The organism is Dehalobacter sp. TeCB1, from assembly GCF_001707455.1.
GTDB lineage: Bacteria > Bacillota > Desulfitobacteriia > Desulfitobacteriales > Syntrophobotulaceae > Dehalobacter > Dehalobacter restrictus.
The window spans coordinates 39,132-63,440 of the sequence record NZ_MCHF01000023.1 but is presented as its reverse complement, the minus strand read 5'-3'; the positions used below and the strand labels follow the sequence as shown (position 1 = coordinate 63,440).

18 protein-coding genes and 1 pseudogene are annotated in these 24,309 nt (G+C 44.5%); 4 read left to right on the top strand and 15 right to left on the bottom strand.

Going from position 1 to position 24,309, the window contains the following annotated elements; all coding sequences use genetic code 11:
• Positions 1–214: 214 nt before the first annotated feature.
• From A7D23_RS06650 to A7D23_RS06580, 15 genes and pseudogenes are all read right to left on the bottom strand, one after another.
• The gene (locus A7D23_RS06650; RefSeq protein WP_019226110.1) at positions 215–1,597 is read right to left on the bottom strand and encodes a hypothetical protein; all 1,383 of its coding nucleotides are present in this window, start codon (positions 1,595–1,597) and stop codon (positions 215–217) included.
• Entirely contained in the window at positions 1,572–2,102 is a 531-nt protein-coding gene (locus tag A7D23_RS06645; protein ID WP_019226109.1) for a sigma-70 family RNA polymerase sigma factor, read from the bottom strand. Before A7D23_RS06645 ends, A7D23_RS06650 begins: the two co-directional genes overlap by 26 nt.
• A gap of 774 nt (positions 2,103–2,876) precedes the next feature.
• Positions 2,877–4,496 (bottom strand): ATP-binding cassette domain-containing protein, encoded by a 1,620-nt coding sequence (locus A7D23_RS06640; RefSeq protein ID WP_019226108.1) that lies wholly within the window; start codon positions 4,494–4,496, stop codon positions 2,877–2,879.
• Between the two features lie 91 nt (positions 4,497–4,587).
• Complete coding sequence (locus A7D23_RS06635; RefSeq protein ID WP_019226107.1) at positions 4,588–6,459, bottom strand: ABC-F family ATP-binding cassette domain-containing protein; 1,872 nt, start codon at positions 6,457–6,459, stop codon at positions 4,588–4,590.
• 113 nt (positions 6,460–6,572) lie between these two features.
• A pseudogene (locus A7D23_RS06630) lies at positions 6,573–7,413 on the bottom strand (alpha/beta hydrolase).
• Between the two features lie 50 nt (positions 7,414–7,463).
• Positions 7,464–8,024, bottom strand: a complete 561-nt coding sequence (locus A7D23_RS06625; RefSeq protein WP_019226106.1) for a PadR family transcriptional regulator — start codon at positions 8,022–8,024, stop codon at positions 7,464–7,466.
• 123 nt (positions 8,025–8,147) lie between these two features.
• Positions 8,148–9,191: a DMT family transporter gene (locus tag A7D23_RS06620; RefSeq protein WP_019226105.1), complete on the bottom strand. Its 1,044-nt coding sequence runs from the start codon at positions 9,189–9,191 to the stop codon at positions 8,148–8,150.
• Positions 9,192–9,253: 62 nt separating this feature from the next.
• A complete protein-coding gene (locus A7D23_RS06615; protein WP_025205727.1) occupies positions 9,254–10,066 on the bottom strand; it encodes a carbon-nitrogen hydrolase family protein in 813 nt (270 codons plus the stop codon).
• Between the two features lie 183 nt (positions 10,067–10,249).
• Positions 10,250–11,065 carry an NADH-quinone oxidoreductase subunit NuoB gene (gene nuoB / locus A7D23_RS06610; RefSeq protein WP_019226104.1) on the bottom strand — a complete coding sequence of 272 codons (816 nt, stop codon included), beginning with the start codon at positions 11,063–11,065 and terminating at the stop codon, positions 10,250–10,252.
• Between the two features lie 231 nt (positions 11,066–11,296).
• A complete protein-coding gene (locus tag A7D23_RS06605) occupies positions 11,297–12,970 on the bottom strand; it encodes an NADH-quinone oxidoreductase subunit C (protein ID WP_019226103.1) in 1,674 nt (557 codons plus the stop codon).
• 90 nt (positions 12,971–13,060) lie between these two features.
• The gene (locus A7D23_RS06600; RefSeq protein WP_019226102.1) at positions 13,061–14,545 is read right to left on the bottom strand and encodes a hydrogenase 4 subunit F; all 1,485 of its coding nucleotides are present in this window, start codon (positions 14,543–14,545) and stop codon (positions 13,061–13,063) included.
• A gap of 11 nt (positions 14,546–14,556) precedes the next feature.
• Positions 14,557–15,216, bottom strand: a complete 660-nt coding sequence (locus A7D23_RS06595) for an NADH-quinone oxidoreductase subunit K (protein WP_019226101.1) — start codon at positions 15,214–15,216, stop codon at positions 14,557–14,559.
• Positions 15,209–16,204: an NADH-quinone oxidoreductase subunit H gene (locus tag A7D23_RS06590; RefSeq protein WP_019226100.1), complete on the bottom strand. Its 996-nt coding sequence runs from the start codon at positions 16,202–16,204 to the stop codon at positions 15,209–15,211. The genes A7D23_RS06595 and A7D23_RS06590 overlap by 8 nt, the downstream gene beginning before the upstream one ends.
• 40 nt (positions 16,205–16,244) lie before the next feature.
• On the bottom strand, positions 16,245–18,296 hold the full coding sequence (locus A7D23_RS06585) for a proton-conducting transporter membrane subunit (protein WP_019226099.1): 2,052 nt from the start codon (positions 18,294–18,296) through the stop codon (positions 16,245–16,247).
• Positions 18,297–18,329: 33 nt separating this feature from the next.
• Positions 18,330–18,887 carry a TetR/AcrR family transcriptional regulator gene (locus A7D23_RS06580; protein ID WP_019226098.1) on the bottom strand — a complete coding sequence of 186 codons (558 nt, stop codon included), beginning with the start codon at positions 18,885–18,887 and terminating at the stop codon, positions 18,330–18,332.
• A gap of 226 nt (positions 18,888–19,113) precedes the next feature.
• Between A7D23_RS06580 and A7D23_RS06575 the strand changes: the two genes are divergently transcribed.
• The 4 genes from A7D23_RS06575 to A7D23_RS06560 all read left to right on the top strand — a co-directional run bounded on the left by A7D23_RS06575 (position 19,114) and on the right by A7D23_RS06560 (position 24,307).
• Entirely contained in the window at positions 19,114–20,292 is a 1,179-nt protein-coding gene (locus tag A7D23_RS06575) for a Ger(x)C family spore germination protein (protein WP_019226097.1), read from the top strand.
• Positions 20,293–20,377: 85 nt separating this feature from the next.
• Complete coding sequence (locus A7D23_RS06570) at positions 20,378–21,988, top strand: spore germination protein (RefSeq protein WP_019226096.1); 1,611 nt, start codon at positions 20,378–20,380, stop codon at positions 21,986–21,988.
• Positions 21,985–23,106, top strand: coding sequence for an endospore germination permease (locus A7D23_RS06565; RefSeq protein WP_348980998.1), 1,122 nt, complete (start codon positions 21,985–21,987; stop codon positions 23,104–23,106). The genes A7D23_RS06570 and A7D23_RS06565 overlap by 4 nt, the downstream gene beginning before the upstream one ends.
• Positions 23,075–24,307, top strand: a complete 1,233-nt coding sequence (locus tag A7D23_RS06560; RefSeq protein ID WP_019226094.1) for a Ger(x)C family spore germination protein — start codon at positions 23,075–23,077, stop codon at positions 24,305–24,307. The genes A7D23_RS06565 and A7D23_RS06560 overlap by 32 nt, the downstream gene beginning before the upstream one ends.
• The last annotated feature ends 2 nt before the right edge of the window (positions 24,308–24,309 follow it).

The window sequence follows — 24,309 nt, the reverse complement described above, 5'->3', positions numbered from 1 at the left end:
GTTGGTCAATACTCAATACGCCATACTATAATAATTCACTGTGTTTCCGGAATGTTGTACTTCAAGATCCGATGTATCATTTGCCCATACCCAAGTTCCATAATGAGCCCTATTTCCATTTACAATTTTCGAAGCATGTCTTACTATAAGCATACGCAACATAGAAATTTATTTTCCAGTAGTCACTACAGTTGGATCTCTGATATTTTTTTGATTACTTTTTCAGAGTAATACTCCAATCTCCCTCAAGATAATATTGGAAATTTTCAAGTGTAATATCCAGTGTTGTTTGCTCAGCAGGGAAATTAGGCAAACTGATTACTTCATAACGGGGTTCACCGTATTTATCGCTTTGCTCATACCCGGGATCAACAAATGTTGCTTCTCCATCAATCTGTAATGGAATGGCATTGTATTTCTGATCGCATGACCATGTAAAACCTGACAAACCATTCTTTATTGCCTTGTCAAATTTTTTATCAATAACAATCTGCAGTCCAGTTTTGCTGGGGTTTTCTACGGTTTTTTTACTCCCATCTGAACGTCTTACAACAATGGAATTTTCATTTACCATCCGCTGCAAAGCAACAATATTGACGTTGTAAGTGCCAATACTAACCGGCAGATCGACGGGAGTATTATCCCCTTCCGATGGAATTTCCAACTTTAGATCCACCTTTTTATTCTCATTATCAGCAAGAATTATATAGGGAATTACTGCTTCTAAATCATCCTTTAAACGAGCTTCAAAATAAAATGTATTTTGGGGGACATCTTTATCCTGAGAGGATACAGGAAGATATTTTTTGCCTTGTATGTCGACAAGATAGATATTACCGTAAGTTAATATTTTCTTATTATCGTCACTTAATCCTATCAGTTTGACTTCAAGCAAATTATCTTTATACTGTGTTAAAGCCGCCACACGTATACCATTTTCATAAGATACATTGCCGAAATCCTCAAAATGCTCAACCCCCTCGACCTTCGACATAATGACCGGCACTGTTAGTCCTCCGATTAACAAATTAAAACGATCAACAACACGGCCAAATTGAAAGCTTGCAGAGCCGATCCACTCATAATCAGAAGATCCTTTCTCCCCGTCACCCATGGCATTAAATTCAGTAAGCTTACCCTTATTGCCTTTGCTGTCAGTGACCAATTGAGTATCGTTTTGTTTCCATTCTACAGGAATATTACTTCTGATTACAGCTTTGACAACATTGCCGTCAGTGAAACAGGAGAGAATTTCAATTTTTTGTCCATTTTCAGATTGAAAAATAATACTGCTATCGACTAAAGCATAGGTTTCAGCATCATTACTATCCACAATAACTGCATTTAAACCTGGTATATACTTTTTTAGCGGCTCAAAAGCCTCAGAAATATTACTATGAAATAAAAATACGATGCACATTACTACTGTAGCAAAACTTACAGTACAAATGGCAGCTCGTTTATAACCAGACGAGTAAGATTTGGGAGCCTTGCTCTTGCTGGCCTTTGTCTTAATCCTTTCTTTAAGGGAATCTGTAACTACAATGTGATTAAGTTTATCTTCAATGATTTCATTCAGATTGTCGAACTTGTCCATGATAAGACCACCTTTCCATACTTTGTTTCAATTTTTCTCTGGCCCTGCTTAGTCTCACGGCAACTGTAGATTCTTTCATTTTAAGAATTTCAGCAATCTCATTAATCTTAAATTGCTGATAATAATACAGAAAAATAACTTCTTTATGCTTTGGACTTAAGTTCATGATTTGTTCCAGAATTTCGCCGTTGTCTCTTTCCAAGACTAAAATATTGTTATTACAATTCTTCATTAAATGCTCGTCGATTTTGTCAACCGTGATGACTCTTTTAAACCATGAAGTCCGCAGATAATTTTTACATACATTCATGGCGATACTAATGAGCCAAGTTCTTTCACTTGCTTGTCTATTATAAGTCCCATATTTTCTGTATGCTTTGATAAAAGTATCCTGTAGGGCATCCTCTGCCAGGTGAATGTCTTTTAGATATAACCAGCAGAGACGAAGAATGTCATCACCATATTGATCCATCATTTTTTCTAAATCTGGTATATTTACAGGCACCGCTTAACCCCCTTTCACCTATTAGACACATCTTATTGCCAAAACCTTACATTATTATATATTACTTATAGCTTTTTGATTTGAAATTTAACACGTTGCTCAAAGAAGCTTAAGTGTTTGTAATACAAAAACTTATTCATGAATTTCAAGCACACGTTACCAGCATTTAGAAGAAAAATAAAGCTAAAAATTTAGGGTGCCCTGACTGATGTAGCAATTTTTGCAACACTTTTCGCAGAAAAACGTATATCACTATATTTTCCTGATGTTAAATATTCAAGCTGAGAGGTTCACTGTAACACCTACACGGGGCACGAGGTTATCATAAAAACCACGTCAAGCCTAAGCTCTGGCACTACCGCCTGAAGGCGCTCAGCCCTGCGATGCTCCAAGAGTTCACCAACGACATATACCTGCACGGGTATTTCAAGAACATGCTCGTGAACATCATGGGCATGCTGAACGCGGCGCTCGACTACGCCGTCCATCCCTACGATTCATCAAGGACAATCTGTTCTGTTACATGAACAGGCCTCGCTCGCTACCGAAGCCGATCTGCGGCTTGCAGGGGTTGTCACCCCGCTTCACATGGTTAACGTCGGGGTTTCCAAATTGTACCACATCATCATTTAAAATAGGAATTTTCTCACAAGCAGATTCGACCCAAAAAGTCAAATTGCTCAAAAATAAAAATGCTGCCAATCGTCTGAATAAACGATGAACAGCATCAATTTTTTCTGCCGCTTTACATTTTATATTAGGAAATAAAATAGCCTACATCTCGTACATCTTTTTGCGCAGCGCCTGGATATCTTCACTTTCCAGATATTCGTCGTACGTAATCTGCTTGTCGATGATCCCGTTCGGCGTGATTTCAATGATCCGGTTGGCCACGGTCTGAACAAACTGGTGGTCATGTGACACAAACAGAATCGTCCCCTTATAATTGATCAGCCCGTCGTTCAAGGCAGTGATCGATTCCAGGTCGAGGTGATTGGTCGGTTCGTCAAACAACAGCACATTGGCGCCGGAGAGCATCATCTTCGCCAGCATGCAGCGGACCTTTTCGCCTCCGGAAAGCACTGCTGCTTCCTTCAGCGCTTCTTCGCCGGAGAAAAGCATTCTGCCAAGCCAGCCTCTGACAAAGGTTTCGGTCTGGTCACCGGAATATTGTCTGAGCCAGTCGACAAGGCTCAGATGAACATTGTCAAAATAGGCCGCGTTATCTTTCGGGAAATAGGACTGGGATGTGGTGACGCCCCATTTGAAGTCTCCGCTGTCGGCAGTTGTTTCCCCGATTAATATTTTGAACAAGGTTGTCTTGGGTAGACCGTTAGGACCTACAAACGCAATCTTATCGCCTTTGCTGACAATAAATGAGACGTTATTCAGGATCTTTTCCCCTTCTACTTCTTTGCTGATTCCGTTCACGGCCAGCAAGTCATTCCCTGCTTCCCTGTCCGGTTTAAAATCAACAAACGGATATTTGCGGGATGACGGTCGGATATCCTCCAGAGTCAGTTTTTCCAGAAGCTTTTTACGGGATGTGGCCTGTTTGGACTTGGAAGCATTGGCACTGAACCGCTGGATAAACTCCTGCAATTCTTTTTTCTTGGCTTCCGTCTTTTCATTAGCGTCTCTCATCTGCTTCAACGCCAGCTGGCTTGATTCGTACCAGAAATCATAGTTACCAACATAAAGCTGAATTTTGCCGAAGTCGATATCGGCAATATGCGTGCAGACTTTATTTAAAAAGTGTCTGTCGTGAGAAACGACGATGACGGTGTTCTCAAAGTTATACAGAAAGTTTTCGAGCCAGGTAATGGAGGCAATGTCGAGGTGGTTTGTGGGTTCGTCCAGCAACAGGATATCTGGACTTCCAAATAGGGCCTGGGCCAAAAGGACCCGGATCTTTTCATTGCCGTCGAGTTCCTTCATCTTTTTATCGTGGTACTCTTCGCCAATACCGAGTCCGTTTAAGAGGGTTGCCGCTTCGGATTCGGCTTCCCAACCGTTCATTTCTGCAAATTCCGCTTCCAGCTCGGCGATCTTCATGCCGTCTTCTTCGGAAAAATCGGGTTTGGCATAGAGAACTTCTTTTTCATCCATAACCTCACAGAGCCTTTTGTGGCCCATCATGACGGTTTTTAAGACCTCAACTTCGTCAAATTCAAAGTGGTTCTGCTTTAAGACAGCGATTCTTTCACCGGGGTCAATCGAGACATCTCCTTTATTGGCTTCTATCTCACCGGAGAGAATTTTTAAAAAGGTCGATTTGCCGGAGCCGTTCGCACCGATGAGACCGTAACAGTTCCCGGGGATGAATTTAATATTGACGTTTTCAAATAAAGCACGTCCGCCGTAACGAAGAGATATTCCAGTCGTACTGATCATTTTATTACCATCCTTATTCGTGCAACCAAGTCGCCATTATAATACAATCAAGTAGTCATTATAACATACGTAATCAACGTTTGTCGAAGGATTATAATTTTGCAGCAGCAATTTTTTCAGCAAGGTCGTTCAGATAGATCCAGCGTTCCATCTTGCCGGCAATGGCACATTCCAACGCTTCTTTCTCGGAAAGTAATTCCTGCAATTTGGCATAGTTACTGGTCTCCCGCGAAATGGTTTCATCCAGTGTACGCAAGTTTGCTTCGAGCTGTGCAATCTCTTCTTCGATCTTTCTGTATTCCTGTTCTTCCTTGTAGGTAAACTTCAATTTTTTCCTGGGTTCGGCGGTTTCACCCTGGGGATCACTACAATTAAATTGGTCTGAAATGCCTATGTTGCTTGAAGTGATTATAGTATTTGAAGTACTTGAACCACTTGAAGGACTGTTTCTTTTAGAACTATCTTTTTCTTCTCTGCCCTTATCCGTAATTTGTTCCTGATAATCGGAATAACCGCCGACATATTGCCGCAGTGTCCCGTCTTCCTGGAATTCAAAGATCCGGTCTACGACTTTATCCAGGAAATAACGGTCATGGGAGACGACGACCACAGCACCGTTGAAGTTCTCCAGGTAATCTTCCAAAATGGTCAGCGTCTCTATATCCAGATCATTGGAAGGCTCGTCCAGCAGTAGGATGTTCGGGGCTTTCATCAGCACGCTGAGCAGATAAAGTCGTCTGCGTTCGCCGCCGGAAAGCTTGGCAATGGTATTCCACTGTAAATCAGCTGGAAACAGGAAGCGTTCCAGCATTTGCGTGGCTGTCACTGTTCCGTCCACCGTCTCAATGTTTTCGGCAATACCCCGAATATAGGCGATGACACGCTGAGAGGGGTCCATCTCTTCGCTTTCCTGTGAAAAATAACCGATCCTGACGGTTTCCCCTGTAACGATCGTCCCGCTGTCCGGCTCAACCAGGCCCATGATCATTTTTAACAGCGTCGATTTGCCGCAGCCGTTTTTGCCAACAATGCCGATTCTGGCGTCACGCAGAATGATATGGTCAAAATCCCGGATCAGCATTTTTCCGGTATAGGATTTTGCGATATGGTTCATTTCAATGGTCTTTTTACCAAGGCGTGATGCCACCGAGCTGAGGTTCAGCTTCTCCCCGGCTGTTGGTCTTTCTCTCTCACTTAATTGCTTAAATCGTTCAATCCGTTCTTTGCTTTTCGTCCCTCTGGCTCTGGCGCCGCGGCTGATCCACTCCAGCTCCGTTTTGTAGAGGCTGCTGGTTTTTCTTTCCGTGCTGATTTCCATTTCTTCGCGCTGAGCTTTCAGCTCCAAATACTTGGTATAATTCGCCGGATAGCTATAGAGGTTTCCCCGGCTGATCTCAATCATCCGGTTGGTCACCCGATCGAGGAAATAGCGGTCGTGCGTGATCATAACAATCGCTCCGCTGTATTTGCGCAGATAATTTTCCAGCCAGAGGACCATCTCATTGTCCAAATGGTTGGTCGGTTCATCCAGAATCAAAATTTCGCTCGGTTTGACCAGAGCACGCGCAATCGCAACGCGTTTCTTTTCTCCGCCAGACAAAAAGCTGACATCCATTGAAAAATCCGTAATGCCCAGCCTGGTTAAAATCGACTTTGCTTCATATTCCATCAAGTCCTGGTCTTCGGATGAGGCTCCCAGAAACACCTGTTCCAAAACCGTCAGATGTTCACCGAATATGGGGTTTTGCGGAAGATAACTGATCCTGACGCCGGAAGCCATCGTCACCGTACCGGCATCCGGCGTTTCAATCTCGGCGATGATCTTTAAAAAAGTTGATTTCCCGGTGCCATTAGTCCCGATCACACCGATTTTATCTCCCTCATTTATGAATAGAGACATATCTTTTAAGAGTTTTTTCTCACTATAACTTTTCGTAATCTTTTCTGCCGATAATAGAATCAAATGAAGCACCTCACACTGGCTAAAAATAGTTTCGCATTCTCGCGGTAAAATAACTCCTTGCAAAGGCAGCCAATGTTAAAGATATCATATCGCACCTAAAATTTCTAATAACATTATTCCTGAATTAAAAAATCATAGATTTCCGTGGTTAGATTGGTAAGTGTATGGCCTGCCTCGGGTAGAATATTGATCTTACCCTGCGGAACCAATGTTTCCATCCGCCGAGCAGTCTTCGCCGAATGAAGCATGATATCTTTGCCGCCGACAAATAAAACTACCGGCATCGTCAAGGACTTCAGTTCCTGATCGGGAAAAATGGGTATCATTTCACGGCGAAAGTTGAAACTCTTGCCAATCAGCAATTGATAATCCAGCACGATATCGGGGATAGGCTGATTACCATTCACTTTATAGAAAAGTTTTTTTAGTCCGCGATCTCCAAAACACATATAGAACATCGCTGTAAAAAGGAAAGAACCCTTTTGCGGTCCGACGCCGGATGGGCAAAGCAAAACAAGCTTTTCTACTTTTTCCGGCCGGAAAACAGCATACTTGATCGCGAGCCAGGCACCTAAAGAAATCCCGATTATACTTGCTTTATTGATCGCTAACGCTCCAAAGACATCATCAAGCCACTCCGCATAAGCAGAACTGTCGAAAGGCAGCTGTTCTTCGGCACTTTTCCCAGGTTCCCCTGGAATATCGACGGCCGCGAAAATGCTTCGTATAGGTCGGCATATCACCCAGCCACATCACGGAATTCATCCCGCTGCCATGGAGAAGAATCAGCGGCGGCGCGTTCGGATCGCCTCCTGCTAAAACAAACGTTTTGCCATACCGGGTAGTCAGATGGATCATCTCATATTGCGTTGACCATTGTTCCAATAAAGCATCATATATCCTGAGAACTTCTTTTTTCCCTTCCGGAGTACGGAAGGCCATTCTGTTTTTCATAGCTTTCCCTCCATTCGATATTCATCTGCCATTTTCTTCTTGTCGTGTATTCATTGCTGGAAATCGCTGCCGAGCTTATTCCGGACCGTTTCCAGCCAGCTCAGTTCACTTTCATAGGATGAAATGATATTCTCTTGAATCATCCCCCACATAGTAAGTTCCCTTCTGCTTCTGGCTGGTGAAAACCTGCCTCTGCGGCTTTTCTCTTTTTCCAGGATGATCTGCATTTTTATTTGCTCTTCATATGCCAACAACAAATTTTTCAATTCCTCATCATTCAGGAGATCCGACCAGGCAAGCTGTATCAGAAATGTTTTTTTGATTTCCGCGATTTCCGGCGTTGAAAGCACCCATTTTTTCAATTCTACGATCCCCTCTGCCGTGATCGTATAGATTTTTTTGGCAGGTGAACTTTCCTGCATCTGGATTTCATTGGTCACAAAACCCAGGTTCAGTAGTTCAACCAAGGCTTTATAGATCTGATTGTTATTGCCGGACCAATACATAAACGATGAATCCTGAATAATTTTTTTCAGATCATACCCCGTCAGAGACTGCGTACTGAGAATTCCCAGAATCGCATAATTAATGGACATCATCATGGACATCATTTGTTCGTCTTCACTTCCATTTTAAAAAATACAGTAACATATGTTATTAATAACATATGTTACTGTATTTGTAAAGTGCTATCCCATTTATAAAGAGTTTTAATATCAAATCAGGTCTAATGCCTAATGCTTGTGATGCATATCCGGTGCATGATGATGCGCATGTTGTATGGTTTCATGTTCGTGCGGATGACTGTGCTCCCCTGTCGTAAAATCAGCGTGAACATGGCTATGATGGCCGTCACCATGATGATGGCGATGGTCATGACACAACGCTTCATGACGATGTTGATGGTCATGTTTCTCCCTAGCCGCATAATAGGCCCCGAATATCATTAGAATGGCTGCAATGATAAAATTACTTGTTATGGGTTCTTTGGCGACAATAAAAGATAAGCCAACGCCAATAAACGGTGCAACAGCATAATAGGCGCTTGTTCTAGCCGCCCCGAGGTCTCTCTGGGCTCTGACATAGAAAAGGATACTGAGGCCATAAGCAAAGAATCCCAGTATCAGCGTAAAAAGAATATAGCTGTAATCGGCTGTCATTTGTTTGGTGACAAAGGCAATAAGCAAGGAGCCAGCTCCAGATCCCAATCCTTTAATGACGACAATCTGCATAGGATCTTTCAGCGAAAGCATTTTCGTAAAATTATTCTCTAATCCCCAGCAGAGACAGGCCAGTAATACAAATATTGAGCCTGCGGAGAATGACAGTCCTTGAAGATCTTTTAGTGATAAGAGTATGCTGGAAGCAGTAATGAGAATGATTGCCGTCCAGAGCCTTGGCCCGATTGTCTCCTTAAAGAGCCACAAGGCAAGAAATGCCGTCGCCGCGATTTCAAAATTGCTCAATAGAGATACATTAGCAGCCGCAGTCGTAGTCAATCCGACCAGGAGCAGGATAGGCGCACTCATATCCAAAAGAACCATTCCAATTGTAAAGGGCAGATCCTTCCTGGCAATACCTGCTTCTTTAGATAACGGCTTATTTACTTTAATTATCAATCGCAGCACCAACATGCCGCTCCCTGCACCCAGATAGAGAAGCGCAGCCATCATGATCGGTGATAAATGGGACAATAGCAATTTGGACAATGGCGTGCTTATCCCGAAAAGTGCGGCTGCCAGGAGTGCCTGGAATACTGCAAACTTTTGTTTCTGCATCGAAAACTCCCTGCCTTACCTTGTCATAATCTCCGCGTTACGTGATGACATTTTGAAGTCAGTTAATACAGGTCCGACCTTCTCTGGGCAAGAAGCGGCAATTCACGGCGTACTTTTGTAACTTCAGCCAGGTCCAGATCCTGCATAATAAAACCTTCCCGTTCATCCATTTGCTGCAAGACATTCCCCCATGGTCCGACCATGATCGTGTGCCCCCAGGACGTATATCTGGCTTCCGGATCACGGGCTGGAGCAGCGCCCACCGTAAAAACCTGATTATCCACTGACCGGGTACGGAAAAGGATCTCCCAGTGGGCCGGACCGGTCGTCATATTAAAGGCTCCCGGCACAATAATGATCTTCGCACCCTGATCAACCATAAGCCTCGCCAGTTCCGGAAAGCGTAAGTCATAGCAAATACAGACTCCAATCGTTCCGAATTCCGTGTCAAATACAGTGGCCTTGTTTCCAGGGCTTAAGGTATCCGATTCCCGAAATTGCTGTCCGCCCTCAATCTCGATATCAAAGAGGTGAACTTTGCGGTGTTTGCCTATTTGCCGGCCTTGGCGGTCAAACACGTACGATGTATTATATATCTTGTTCTCCGGATCTCTTTCCGGCATCGAACCTGCAACGAGGTACATTTTATACTGTGCCGCCAGAGATGAAAGCTTCTGCCAGCATGCCCCGCCCTCTTCCTCTGCATAATCAGGAAATAAAGACGTCTGATACGGACAGTTAAACATTTCCGGAAAAATGACCAGATCGACATTCCCTTTAGCCAGGCTGTCCAAATGTTGTTGGAGACGGTTGAAGTTCTCCATTTTGTCTGGAGATACTTGTAACTGAAGCGCTGCAGCTCGAACAATAGACAAGAAGATCCATCCTTTACACGTTTTTTATTCTTATACATTCTCAATTTATCAAGCTGAACAATCATCAAAATAATATAGCACAAAAAAAATCCTAAAATACTTCTATTTAGGATTTTTATCTGCTTACTATCCATTATCATACACGTCCGGAAAAAGTCAACTGGTACCTTGTCAACTCTAACTTTACTTCATCCGGTCCAGCGCTTTCAAGATGCCGTAAATGATGGCCTGAGGCCTCGGTGGGCAGCCAGGGATATAGACATCCACCGGTACAAGTGAATCTATGCCGTTGCTGGTGGCATAGGAATCCTTGAAAATGCCGCCGCTGCAGGCGCAGGCACCTACTGCTACGACCAGTTTTGGATCAGGTGCTGCATGATACGTCTTCACCAGCGCCAGCTGCATATTTCTCGTCGCGGTGCCAGTCACCAAAAGCATATCGGCATGTCTTGGCGACGCCACAAAACTGATCCCGAGCCTTTCAATATCGTTGACAGGATTGTTCAGCGCATTTATTTCATAATCACAGCCGTTGCAGGAGCCAGAATCCACCTCTCTGATCTGCAGGCTCCGGCCGAACATTTTTTTAATCTTTGCTTCCAGGTCCATGCAGACCGCTTTGTAGGAGGTGTCAGGCAGGTTGTTTTCATCAATAATCAGCGTTTGATTTTTGACAGCCACTGTTTTATCCACGTGGAGCATTGCTTTATCCTTTTCAGCCAGCTCAAATTGATTGGTGGTCGTTACTGCGCCTGTCGGACAGACTTCTTCACACAGCACACAGAAGATGCACGCGTCATAGTTAATCCCAATGATTCCTGCTTCCTTAGCCATCACGATTGCCTGAGATGGACAGCGCAGGACACATTCCCCGCAAAAATTGCACTTTTCAGGATTGATTTCGGTCTGCCCCAGGAACGGACCTCCACTGGCGGGTACTTTGGGATATTCCTGGGTAAGCCTTGGATATTGAATGATCTTTTTTAGCGTCTTAAACATTTTTCGTCTTCCTTGCTCGTACCGTATATTTTGTTATCTGGGGTATGTCTGCATGCCACAATACCGCTTTCGGCCTTTTGTGCCATGGATGGCACAAAAGGCCGGAAAGTGGTATTGTGGCCCTCAGACCTGCCCTAGATAATGGTTTTTGATATATATAATAGAGGATGTGCCAAGAATCTGTATAGGTAATTTAAGAACGTGGTACTCATACATAGTACGCCGCTTGCTTTAGAGATCGTTCCCTGCGTAGGAAAGGTTAAAGCTTTTATTGATCAGCGGAAAGTCCGGCACAATATTGCCTTTGACGGCATGACAGAGGGCCGGCCAGTTGCAGAAAGACGGCGTCCGTATTTTATAGCGGTACACAGTATTGTTCTCGCCTGTCATCAGCCAGTGGATGTTCTCGCCGCGCGGGGCTTCGGTCAAGCCGAAAGCAAAGCGATACGGTTCAACAGCCTCAACAAGTTCCAGTACTTTCCCTGAAGGCATTTGATTGATCGCTTGGATCATCAGGTTAATGGATTCAAAGCATTCCTCAATTTTGGTATTCAGCCGGCAGTTGATATCGCCGTTGTAATGTTTCGGGATATTAAAATTGAGCTGCGGATAAGCTGCGTACGGGAAAGATTTCCGGACATCATAGCGCAGTCCTGAAGCCCGGCCACCTGGGCCGACCGCGTTTAGATCGGCCGCAATTTCCAGCGTAAGGATACCGGTATTTTCAATCCTGTCAATAAACAAGCTGTTGGCTTTGATAATCTCGACAGTTTCCTCAAGCTCGCGGCGGATTTTATTCAGCTGGCCAATCAGACTGGTTTCCTTTCCTGCCACAAAGTCTTTTCTAATCCCGCCCGGCTTATTGACACTTCGCAGGAAACGCATGCCGCACAGTTCATCAGCTAAGGCGTAGGCCCAGCCTCTGATCATCCGAAACTGGAACGTTGCAAACCCATAAGCAGCGTCAAGACAAACACCGCCGAGATCGCCCAAATGGCTGGTCAGTCTCTCCAGCTCGGCAAAAATGACCCGGGTGTAGGCTGCCCTGATCGGAGCCTCGATTCCGGCAATTTTTTCGATGGCTTGACAGTACGCCAGGGAATTTGCAAAGGTCTCATCTCCGGAAATCCGTTCTGAAATATACAGGCATTTCTCAATGCTTTGCTGTTCGGCCAGTTTCTCTATTCCTTTATGGACAAAGTACAATTGCGCTTCAAGATTAATGATCGGTTCTCCGGCCACACTGAAACGGAAATGGCCCGGTTCAATGATTCCGGCATGGACAGGTCCGACCGGAATTTCATAGACCCCTTCCCCTTCAACTTTGCGAAAGCTGATTTCTTCTGCAGCCCGCTGTGGTCTGTACCCTGCTGGAAAAGCTTTGTGCAGTGGATAAACCCCGTTCGGCCAGTTGCTATGAAAAACCAGTCTTTTGGCATCCGGATGGCCTATTGGGATGATTCCGAATAGATCCTTAATTTCACGCTCATACGTTGCCGCAGCCTGGATGACATGACTGATTGACGGTATTTCCATTTTGTCAGGACTGACCAACGTTTTTATCACCGGAAGCAACGTATCCTGTCTGTCCGCAAAAACGTAATAAACGCCGAAGCAAGAATTCTGGCTTTGCTCATCATTGGCAAACATCAGAACGAGCGGATAACCCAGTTCTTTATTTAAGTAAGCGCATATTCCAGGAATACTTTCCGAAGCTATTTTTAGGTAAAGCTCATGCTCCCGGCCCTTCCTGTTTCTCCCGCCAATATCGGCCAACTCTGCAACGAAGAACTTTTCTGCGATTATTTGTTTTAATTCAGATGCCTTCATCATCTCTACCTCTATTTTCAGCAATATTTCATTGACTAGTACAACGTTCTCAAATTCCCTGCTCAAATAATTCATCCAAGCTTGATTAGCCAAAATTAGGTCTGGGGGTCACAATGTTGCTATCTTTAAACCATTTTGTTCTAACAGGATTTACGAATCCCTTCCTTAGATTGTACCCAGGACAATGCTCTGGGCCTGAATGATCAGCTCCCGGACTGTTTCCGGCAGATAGATCCCGCCGGCTGCAACGGCTGTCAGTAAAACAACCAGGCAGACTGTTCCGGGAATGTTGATTTCTCCTGTCCTAGGATCAGCAGCCTCCGTACTGTCCGGCTGACCATAAAACATTTTAAACAGCGTCACAGCGATTCCGGCAAAGACAGCCGCCAGAAGCAGAATGAACACAATTCCGACCCAGAGGTTTAATTGGTTGAAGATTGCGGCGGTAATGCTGAACTCACTCGCAAATACGCTGAAGGGTGGTGTTCCGGCAATTGCAAACAGACCTAGCAGAAAGACCGTTCCGGAAATAGGCAGCGTTTTCAAAATCCCTTTGATCTTGAAAATCTGTTTGGTGTCATATTTCTGCATGATATTACCGGCAGATAAAAACAGCATGGATTTGGTCAGCGAGTGATTGATCATATGCAGCAACCCGCCAAAAATAGACAGCGGTGTAAAGATCCCGATAGCAACAGCGATAATTCCCATATGTTCAATACTGGAATAAGCCAGAAGCCGTTTATAATCCTTCTGCGTCAGAATAAATACAGCCGCGGTAGCAATCGATAAAATCCCGATCCCGATGAGGAGCCTCCCGGTAAAGCTACTGCTCCCCTGATTGTGATTCACAATGGCCGTCGTCCGGATAATGCCATACATCGCGCTGTTCAAAAGAACACCGGACAGCATGGCACTAATCGGAGAAGGGGCCTGACTATGCGCATCAGGCAGCCAGGTATGCATCGGAGCAAGGCCGGCTTTCGTCCCGAATCCGACCAAAATAAAGATAAACGCCAGGCGCAGAACGGAACTTTTTAAGGATGCCGCGTTGGCGTACAGCGCAGTCCAGTCCAAAAATGAGCCGTTCTCCAATATTCCGGCCGAAGAAAGGTGTAGTAAAATGATGCCGAGTAGGGCAACTGCAATACCGACAGAACAGATAATCACATACTTCCAGGCAGCTTCCAGCGCATAACGATTGTTATAAAAGCCGACTAAAAAGGCCGAGGCCAGCGTTGTCGCTTCAATCGCAATCCACATCAGACCCATGTTTTTGACTGTCAGCGCCAGTACCATCGTAAAAATAAAGGTCACCATCAGCATATAGTACAGCCGGATTTTTTTGGCCGGCAGCTTACCCTGTTTGACTTCTTCCTCAAGATAACCGATCGAAAAGATGGCCGCCATCAAACCTATCATCAGGACAATATCCAGAATCATCATGCTCAGGGCATCGAGATAGAAAAATCCGCCCAGCGAAGAATAAGCAATCGCTCCATACAGTATGACTTTATAGGTCAGGACAGCTGCGATGATCAGCAGCAGCACAGCAGATGAGACGCTGACGAGGTGCAGCAGCCGCTTCGGTTTAAGTATAAAGAGCAGCAGTAAGGCAATGATTGGAATGACCAGAAGTAAAAAGCCCATATCGTTGTATCTTATCCTTTCAGATTATTGAGTTGATCCGTATCAATGGAGTCGAATTGGTCATTAATTCGAAACGTCAGCATACCCATGATCAGAACGAAGGTCACCAGGTCAATGAATATCCCAAGGTCCACAATGAAAGGCATTCCCTGCGTTGCGAGCATGGCCGTGATATACAGACCGTTTTCAATGACCAGAAAGCCAATGATTTGTCCAAGCGCTTTTTTACGGCTGATCATAAAGAAAAGGCCGATCCAGATCACGGAAACCGAGTTGACGAGCTGCATATTGGACATCCCCTGGCTGCTGCCGTCAATCGTTGCCAGCGTGAAGTAAGAAAAAACAACCAGTCCGCAACAGACCAGAACCAGAATTGGAATATTTAAGATAAAGTCTTTTTCAACTTTGTACCTTACAGAGGCATATGTCCTGTTCAGAAGACCTGGAATGTAGATGACTTTCAGAACAACAATCAGGATACAGACAATCAAAATATCCCAGCGTCCTTCGTCCGACAGGCTTCTGACTCCCATGACCCCGGCAGCCAGAGCAATCAGCATGGACTGAATACGGAAAGACTTGATATAGGAACTGATTCGCTTATTGGCCATAAGCACAAAAGAAGAAAGTAAAATCAGCACAGATAAGGTTTCCAAAAGATTTTCAGACATGATAACCTCCCAGGATAAAGAATTGCAAAATTCCCAGAAAAGCGAGAATAAAAGATAAGGCAGCCAGATTCGGGATACTGAAAAGCTTAAACTTAACTGTATTGACTTCAATCAACGCGATGACCAGCGCCATAAGGGCCACTTTGAGCAAATAAAGCAGAAGTGACAAAATAACAGCGCCGAAGCCCATAAACGGAATCAGCTGGTCATGCGGAATGAAGATATTCACAAACAGGGTGATAAAAACCAACTGTTTCACGGCTGCACCGTATTCCAGTAAAGCCAGGTGCCGGCCTGAATACTCCAGGATCATCGCCTCATGCACCATCGTTAATTCCAGATGGGTGGACGGATCATCGACCGGAATTCTGGATGTCTCCGCAATGATAACGATCAGCAGCGCCAGCCCCACCATCATATAAACCGGATGAGCCAAAGGAAACCCTGTAACCTGTACGGTCTGCATAATGCGAGGCAGTGAAGTGGACCCGGAAAGGAGGCCTACCGTAAACAGGGTCACAAGGATGGATGGTTCAATCAGTGAAGAAATCATGGCCTCCCTGCTGCTTCCCATCCCACCGAAGGTACTCCCCGTATCCAGGGCTGCAGCCATCATAAAAAACCTGCCGAGTGCCAGGATGGAAACGAGCATAATAAAATCACCCGGAATCAGCACCGGTACAATCTTGGTTGACACAGGAATCAGTAGCGCGGCAGTCAGAGCTGTCGCAAAAACGATATACGGAGCTACCTTATAAATCCACGAAGATACCTCTGAAACGACAGAGGTCTTTTGCAGCAGTTTATAAAGATCAAAATACATCTGCAAGACAGGCGCACCTTTGCGCTTTTGGGTCAAAGCTTTGACCTTTTTGATCAGGCCGCTCACAAACGGTGCAGCCAAAAGAGTAACAATCAGTTGAATTAAAATATAGGTGATGCTGTTCATTGCTTCATTTCCTATCCTTCCCGGTGTACAGTCTTTCATTAAACTTCTGCCTCGAATGCAAATCCCTCAGTCAAATTGTTTAAGCCAAACGGTTATAGAGCATCAGTAAGAGAACTGCCGCAAATATATAGATCAAATAACTATGGATGCTGCCGGTTTGAATTTTATACTTTGTTCTTTGGGAAAACTTTTGAAGTCTTTTGATGACAGGATGATAGAGGTAATCTTCAAATATCGAGGCGACCGTCGTCGCATATTCGATTGACTCCGGATAATAGAAGGAGTCTCCCTCTGTCGTAATTTTCCTGGTTGGTCTGAACAGGATCCTGAAAACAATCTTGATCGGTTTGGAAAAACCGGTCGCGCTGTACTGCATGCGTGCATTCAGCGCTTCAAAGCCGCAGTCCCACGTTCCGTATTTTTGTTCGATATATTTACCGCCAACGATCCGGATGACCAGAAGCGTAAACAGGATGATTCCGGCCAAAGCCAGGACCAGGGCCATCGGAGATATAATGCCCGGGGAAACCGTCAGCGGATAATAAACCAGCATAAAGCCTCCCTGAAGCTGACTGAAGACTGAGCCGCCGCCGAGACTGCCAACGACCGGATCCAAGAGCTTTAAGATCGTTAACGGAAAAAGTCCGATCCCGAGACAGATCAACGCAAGAAGGCCCATCCCGATATTCATGGTTTTGGGAACTTCCTGCGCATTCGCCGCTTGTTCGCTTCGCGGAAGGCCTAGAAAGGATATCCCGAACAGCTTCACAAAACAGGCTGCAGCCAAAGCTCCGGTCAAAGCCAGCGCTGCCACGGCGACCGCCGAAAAGAAGTTTAAGCCGAACTGTCCGGGCAGTATATTGGCAAATAAGGACTGATATGTCAGCCATTCACTGATAAAGCCATTAAACGGTACAATGGCCGATATGGCCAAAGAAAAGCATAGGATCATGAAACCGGTAACGGGCATCTTTTTCAGAAGCCCGCCAAGTTTTTCGATATCTTTGGTATGTACAGCATATTGAATTGCTCCGGCTCCGAGAAACAGCCCCCCTTTAAACAGAGTATGGTTGAACGTATGCAGCAGCGCTGCTGTTAAGGCCAGGCCGCCGATGAGCAAATGGTTTTGGGCAAAGGCGATATACGAGACCCCTAAGCCAATCAGGATAATCCCGATATTTTCTACGCTATGAAAGGCCAGCAGTCTTTTAATATTATGTTCCATCAAAGCATAGGCAACCCCAAGTACAGCTGACAGCATGCCCAGAACAAGAATGACAATTCCCCACCAGGTATTCTGCACCCCTAAATAGCAAAGCACAAAACGGATCAGTCCGTAGATGGCCGTCTTGATCATGATTCCCGACATCAGAGCCGAGACATTGCTCGGGGCAGCCGGGTGAGCGTAAGGCAGCCAGATATGCAGCGGGATAACGCCTGCTTTTGTGCCAAAGCCAACCAAAAATAAGATGAAGGCAATGTTTCTGGCCATTTCAGGGATCGCTGCGCCATTTTGAGCTATCGTCAGGTCGAAAGAATGTGTGTAGTGATACATGATCATAAATCCAATTAAAAGACAAGCCGTTGCCAGATGGGTCATTACAATATATAACGTTCCGGCTTGCTGATTTTCTTCTTTTTCCGATTCAAATACCACCAGGAAATAAGACAGCAAAGACATTGCTTCCCAGGAGATATAGAAAAATACGGCATTGGCCGAGGTTAGTACAAAAAACATTGAAATAATAAACATTACATATAGAAAGTTAAACAGGCCGATGTTCCTTTTCCCGTTGTAATGGGAAATATAGCCGATCGAGTAGATCGAAACACAAAAGACCAGGATCGACAGTGCCAGCACAAAGAAAGCAGAAAGATTGTCAATACTGATATTTAGGGTAATGAACGGAATCGCGGATTGTAGCGAAAAAATGTTCAGCGTTCCAACGCCCGAGAAAATCTTTCCGACTGAAGCTGCCGCTGCGGCTGCGGAAGCCAAGATACATAGCGCATTGACAATTACATTGCCGGTATTTTGTTTTTTGACGAAGAGATATCCAAGGGAAATAACAGCTCCGAGCAGATAGCCAAATATTGAGACTAGATATAAATGATGCAGTAAAAGCTCCATGAAACATTCGTCCTCCATATATGAAATCAACGTTTAACCATTTGAACAGATCCCCCGCCAGAAATTCTCCCAAATCTCCTCAAAATGGACAGTCACATCTTCAGGTTGATAAATGAGGATGCTTGACAGCAGCCCGTGCGTCATGGCCGTATAGGATATTGCCACGGATTCGGGGTCTTGGCACCGGATGACCCCTTTATCCATATTGGTTTGAATAATATCTTTAACCATCTGGAACCGCTCTTCTGATAAGCAGTGGATTTTTGCAATCAGCGTTTCAGCGAAAGCTTTAGGTGGAAAAAGCAACAGCCTCTTCCAGAAATACAGTTTGGTCAGCGACTTGTCATAGTAATCGAAAATCATAACGAACATGCTTTTCAGATCATCACAATGCTCGTTGATCTCGAGAAAGTACTGGTTAATTTCCCGATTGATGACCGCATACAATAAATCTTCTTTACTGGAAAAGTGGGCATAGATTGATGCTTTTTGGATGCCAACTTCACTGGCAACTTCGGTTAGGGAAAACTCTGTCCCTTTGTCTGCAAACAGTCTGAAAGCCGAGTCCATCAGCTTTTGCTTCGTTTCCACCGTCGTGTTCCTCCAAAAAACAAAATGCCTACCTAACGTTAGGTAGCCTCAATAAATTATAGGATTGACCCAATAACTTGTCAAGCACTTTAGAAAAGTTCATAAAGTATCTTGCGCCGGAAAATAATAGACTTATAACGTTCATCAAGAAGAAAAAAGTGAGGCGTTACCACTGAATAAACTACTGAAAAAACTCCGTTTTAAATACATAGGGACCCTCAGCGTTTTGCTCTCACTTTTATTATTATGTTCAGGATGCTGGAGCAGCAAGGAAGTCGAAACGCTAGCATTTGTCACGCTAAGCAGCTTTGATTATACCCAAATCAACGGTCAGGATGTTTGGACTGCGGCCACGCTAGTCCTGGGAACACAAGGCAGTCAGGGACAGAATCAAGGAAAAGAGTCAGGTCCGAAAGTCAATACGGAACAGCTTATCACCGGTCAGGGACCAACAATGCAGGCTGCAATTAGAAATTATTCCGCAAAATTATCAACTGTCCCTTTTTATGGTTACGCTACAGGCTTTATTCTTGGGGAGGAGGCTGCCAAAGAAAAGGCACCTGAAATTATCGAACATTATGCCCGCTTCCCGCAGACCAGGCCACGCGATATTATTTTGGTGGCCAAAGGTGAAGCCAAGGAAATACTTAAGACGGGAGGCACAATGAACCAGTTGTTTTCTGAGGAGACATCCCAGTTTATCGATTTAAAAGCCACAAACACCGGCAAATCTTACGGTATGTATTTCTATAAGTTTGTATCCTGGCTGACAAGCACTGACCGTGATGCCGTTTTACCACAAATTAAGATTATGCCCTTGGAATCGGATAACAAAGAATCCGAAGCTAATCCCAAAACTGAAGGAAGCATTATCGAAGGCCTGGGTGTTTTTCAGTCTGGCCATTTGGTGGGCTGGCTTGATGAGGAACAAACGCTTGGTTTTCTGCTGCTGACGCAAAAAATAAACAAAGGCCCGATTTCCATCCCCGTTCAGAAGGACGGAACCATGTTTAACTATTTTCTAAGCAGTTCAACGTATAAAATAAAACCAGTCGTTACCAACGGAGAGATATCTTACCACGTTACAATTCAGACGAAAGGAGAAATTGATGAAAATAACAGTTTAAGGCTAACTAAAGAAGATATTGAACAATTAGAATCTGTTGCTAGTGAAAAAGTAAAAAAAATAGCCACTGCAACAGTTAACCAGGCCAAAACCTACAAGGCTGATTTTTTGGGGTTCTCCGAAAAGCTGCATCAAAAAGATCCCAAAACATTTCATGCTTTGGGATCGGGATGGCGGGAAGCTTTTGTAAACTCTCAAGTAGAAATTAATGTGAAAGCAAAAATCATTAGCACCGGCAGACTGAAAGAAAAACTAGAAGTGAATCCTCCGAATGAATAAAATTCCTTTTAGAGGTGTTCATAAATTTTCCTTAATTGGGAAATAATACTCTATACCTTTTTAGATAGGATGAGGCCAACAAAAGATGTTTATCAATCGACTGACAAGAACCTTAAAAAGCTGGACAAATAAAGCACCTGAACCCACCGCTGCCCCTGAGCCTCCCAAAAAACAGCCGTTGTCCAGAAATTATGAGGATAACATAAAAAAACTGCAGCAGCTTTTTGCCAATTGTTCGGATGTCCAGTTCCATCCATTTCAAATTAATTTGGAAGAACCGGTAAGGGCTTTCATTATCTATGCCACAACTATCACGGATAATCAAGTGATCAGTGATTCTATACTGAAAACCCTGTTGGAAGAGACGCGCAAACTGCAGCAATTGACAAAGGGCGGCAACGCAAACCTGCTGCAGATCATTCAGGACAGCCTGCTGAATCTTACCGAAACCAGCATGGTTTCTAATCTGGATGAAGTCGAACGAAAAGTGTTTGCAGGCAATGCGGTTCTGATCATCGACGGTTCGTCTTCAGCCCTGGCTGCCGGGGTACGAGGCGGCGAAAATAGGTCCATTGTTGAGTCTGATACCGAACCAGGTGTGCGCGGGCCAAAGGATGGGTTCATTGAGTCCATTGATACAAACATGAGCCTCATCAGAAGACGTTTAAAAACCAGCAGACTTAAGCTGGAAACTTTAGAAGTTGGTGAGCTGACCCATACAAAAATTGCAATCTGCTATATTCAGGGGATCGTGAATGAACAACTGCTGCAGGAAGTGAAGCAGCGGATTGGCAGAATCAAAACGGACAGTATCCTGGAAGGCAGTTACATCGAAGAACTGATTATGGATGAGCAATATTCCCTGTTTCCGCTGGTACAATACACGGAAAGGCCTGATAAGGTCACTGCTTCGCTGTTGGAAGGCAGAATCGCGATTCTGGTAGATAATTCTCCGATGCCACTGCTCATTCCGGCGACATTTGTAACCATGCTGCAGGCAGCCGAGGATTATTATCACGGTTCAGTATTTGCGACGTTTACAAGGATTCTGCGCTTGATTGCCTTAAATTTGGCCTTGTTGCTGCCGTCAGTCACCGTTGCCGTTTTCTCTTTTCACCAGGAATTGTTGCCGACGCATCTCGTCAGTTCTGTGGCAGGAACGAGGCAGGGTTTACCGTTGCCAATTGCTTTGGAGATCCTTGTCATCGAGTTTACATTTGAACTTTTGCGGGAAGCCGGTATCCGGCTGCCGAAAACTATCGGTCAGGCTATCAGCACTGTCGGCGGTCTAGTTATCGGCCAGGCAGCTGTCAATGCAGGCCTGGTCTCCCCAATCTCCGTTATTGTCGTAGCGACCACGGCAATCGCGTCTTTTTCGATTCCAAATTATGATGCCGGCTATGCGCTCAGGATACTGCGGTTTATGTTGATTTTACTGGCCAGCATTCTGGGAGGAGTCGGTATCATGTTCGGCCTGATGATCATCCTGATCCATCTCTGCAGCCTACGTTCTTTCGGTGTCCCCTATTTGATTCCGTTTGCTCCTTTAAGCCTTGGCGAAATCAAGGATATCCTAGTCAGGGCTCCATGGTGGGCTATGTCCAAACGGCCAAAGTCGTTCCGTACGGTGGATCCTATCCGGCAGAAAGACAACCAGGGTCCGTCGAAACCAATGGATAGGAGGAAAAGGTCATAAATTCAGAAAAGATATCCGGTGTCCAACTTGCTTCTTTGATGTTTATGATTGTCATATCCACTGCGCTCCTGTTAATCCCCGGCATAACAGCGGAAAAAGCCGCAGAATCAGCCTGGCTTTCCGTCCTGATTGCGCTTGCTGTCGGGATCGTTAACCTCATGCTGATTTATTATCTGGGAAAGCGGTTTCCGAAGCTGACGCTGCCCGAATATGCCGAAATCCTGCTCGGCAAAACCCTCGGGAAGGTCCTGACTTTCTGCTATGTATTATTCTTTTTGATCATAAGTATTACGGTATTAAGAGAATTTACTGATTTTTTGAATATGAACCTTATGCCCGAAACTCCGCCTTATGTTTTTCAAACGGGTTTGATGATTGTGGCTGCCTATGCGGTTGTTAAAGGAATCGAAGTGATTGTGCGGGTCAACCAGTTTATTCTGCCTTTGTTTATACTGTCTCTGGCGATCTTGCTGGCGTTAGCCGTCAGAGATATGGATCTGAGCAATCTGCAGCCTTTTCTGGATAAGGGCGTCCTGTCCGTTGTGGATGCTTCCCTTGTTCCTATAGCCTGGTTTGGCCAGATTGTTATACTCGTATTTTTATTTCCAAAAGTAAACCAGGCAGAGGATATTTTAAAAAATGGCATTTTCGGAATTATCGCTGCCGGTATCCTGCTGACTTTCATTACTGTTGCCACCCTTACTGTTTTTGGGCCGGAATATACGGGTGATATGTACTTTGCTTTTCTATATTTAGCTAAATATATCAAATTCATTACAATTCAAAGGCTTGAATTCCTTGTTATATTTATCTGGGTATCCGGTATCGTCGTCAAAGTAGCCGTCATGTATTACCTGGAGACAATGACCTTAGTCCGGATGTTTTCTCTCCAAAGCAAGAAGTATGTTCTCCTGGGGCTTGCTCTACTAAATATTATTCTGCCAAACTTATTATTTGAGAGTCCTGTTGATGTCGGCCATTTTCTTAAGAATATATGGCCATTTATTGGTTTAACGTTTGAGCTGCTGATCCCTGGTCTGCTGTTGCTGCTGACTGTCATCAAAAAGAAAAAAGTGGGGCGTACCATTGAAAAAACTACTGAAAAAACTCCGTTTTAGATACATAGGGACCTTCAGCGTTTTGCTCTTACTTGTATTATTATGTTCAGGATGCTGGAGCAGCAAGGAGGTTGAAACGCTAGCTTTTGTCACGCTAAGCAGCTATGATTATACCCAAATTAACGGTCAGGATGTTTGGACTGCGGCCACGCTGATCCTGAAGCCGCAAGGCAGTCAGGGACAAGATGAAGGAAAGAAGTCCAGTTTGAGCGGCAATGCAGAACAGCTTGTTACCGGTCAGGGACCAACAATGCAGGATGCAATTAGAAATTATTCCGCAAAATTGTCAACCGTCCCTTTTTATGGTTACGCTACAGGCATGATTATTGGGGAAGAGGCCGCCAAAAAAAAGGCACCTGAGATGGTCGAACATCGTGCCCGCTTCCCGCAGACCCGGCCACGCGATATCTTTTTAGTGGCCAAAGGTGAAGCCAAGGAAATACTTAAGACGAGAGGCACGATGAACCAGTTGTTTTCTGCGGAGGTATCCCAGTTTATCGATTTAAAAGCCACAAACATCGGCAAATCTTATGGTATGTATTTCTATAAGTTTGTATCCTGGCTGACAAGCAATGACCGTGATGCCGTTTTACCACAAATTAAGATTATACCCTTGGAATCGGATAACAAAGAATCCGGAGATAATCCCAAAACTGAAGGAAGCATTATTGAAGGCCTGGGTGTTTTTCAGGCTGGCCATTTGGTGGGCTGGCTTGATCAGGAACAAACCCTTGGTTTTCTGCTGCTGACGCAAAAAATTAACAAAGGCCCGATTTCCATCCCCGTTCAGAAGGACGGAACCATGTTTAACTATTTTCTAAGCAGTTCAACGTATAAAGTAAAACCAGTTGTCTCCAACGAAGAAATATCTTATCATGTTACAATTCAGACGAAAGGAGAAATCGATGAAAATAACAGTTTAAGGCTAACTAAAGAAGATATTGAGCAATTAGAACCTGTCATTAGTGAGAAACTAAAAAAAGTAGCCACCGCAACAGTTAACCAGGCCAAAACCTACAAGGCTGATTTTTTGGGTTTCTCCGAAAAGCTGCATCACAAAGATCCCAAAACATTTCATGCTTTGGGATCGGAATGGCGGGAAGCTTTTGTGAACGCTCAAGTTGAAATTAATGTGAAAGCAAAAATCATTAGCACCGGCAGACTAAAAGAAAAATTAGAAGTGAATCCTCAGAATGAATGAAA

What these genes read in the sequence shown, in the direction of transcription:
- A7D23_RS06650 (WP_019226110.1), bottom strand. Translation starts at nt 1,597, where the DNA reads ATGGACAAGTTCGACAATCTGAATGAAATCATTGAAGATAAACTTAAT.
- A7D23_RS06640 (WP_019226108.1), bottom strand. Translation starts at nt 4,496, where the DNA reads ATGATCAGTACGACTGGAATATCTCTTCGTTACGGCGGACGTGCTTTA.
- A7D23_RS06625 (WP_019226106.1), bottom strand. Translation starts at nt 8,024, where the DNA reads ATGATGTCCATGATGATGTCCATTAATTATGCGATTCTGGGAATTCTC.
- A7D23_RS06620 (WP_019226105.1), bottom strand. Translation starts at nt 9,191, where the DNA reads ATGCAGAAACAAAAGTTTGCAGTATTCCAGGCACTCCTGGCAGCCGCA.
- nuoB (WP_019226104.1), bottom strand. Translation starts at nt 11,065, where the DNA reads ATGTTTAAGACGCTAAAAAAGATCATTCAATATCCAAGGCTTACCCAG.
- A7D23_RS06605 (WP_019226103.1), bottom strand. Translation starts at nt 12,970, where the DNA reads ATGAATTATTTGAGCAGGGAATTTGAGAACGTTGTACTAGTCAATGAA.
- A7D23_RS06600 (WP_019226102.1), bottom strand. Translation starts at nt 14,545, where the DNA reads ATGGGCTTTTTACTTCTGGTCATTCCAATCATTGCCTTACTGCTGCTC.
- A7D23_RS06595 (WP_019226101.1), bottom strand. Translation starts at nt 15,216, where the DNA reads ATGTCTGAAAATCTTTTGGAAACCTTATCTGTGCTGATTTTACTTTCT.
- A7D23_RS06590 (WP_019226100.1), bottom strand. Translation starts at nt 16,204, where the DNA reads ATGAAAGACTGTACACCGGGAAGGATAGGAAATGAAGCAATGAACAGC.
- A7D23_RS06585 (WP_019226099.1), bottom strand. Translation starts at nt 18,296, where the DNA reads ATGGAGCTTTTACTGCATCATTTATATCTAGTCTCAATATTTGGCTAT.
- A7D23_RS06570 (WP_019226096.1), top strand. Translation starts at nt 20,378, where the DNA reads ATGTTTATCAATCGACTGACAAGAACCTTAAAAAGCTGGACAAATAAA.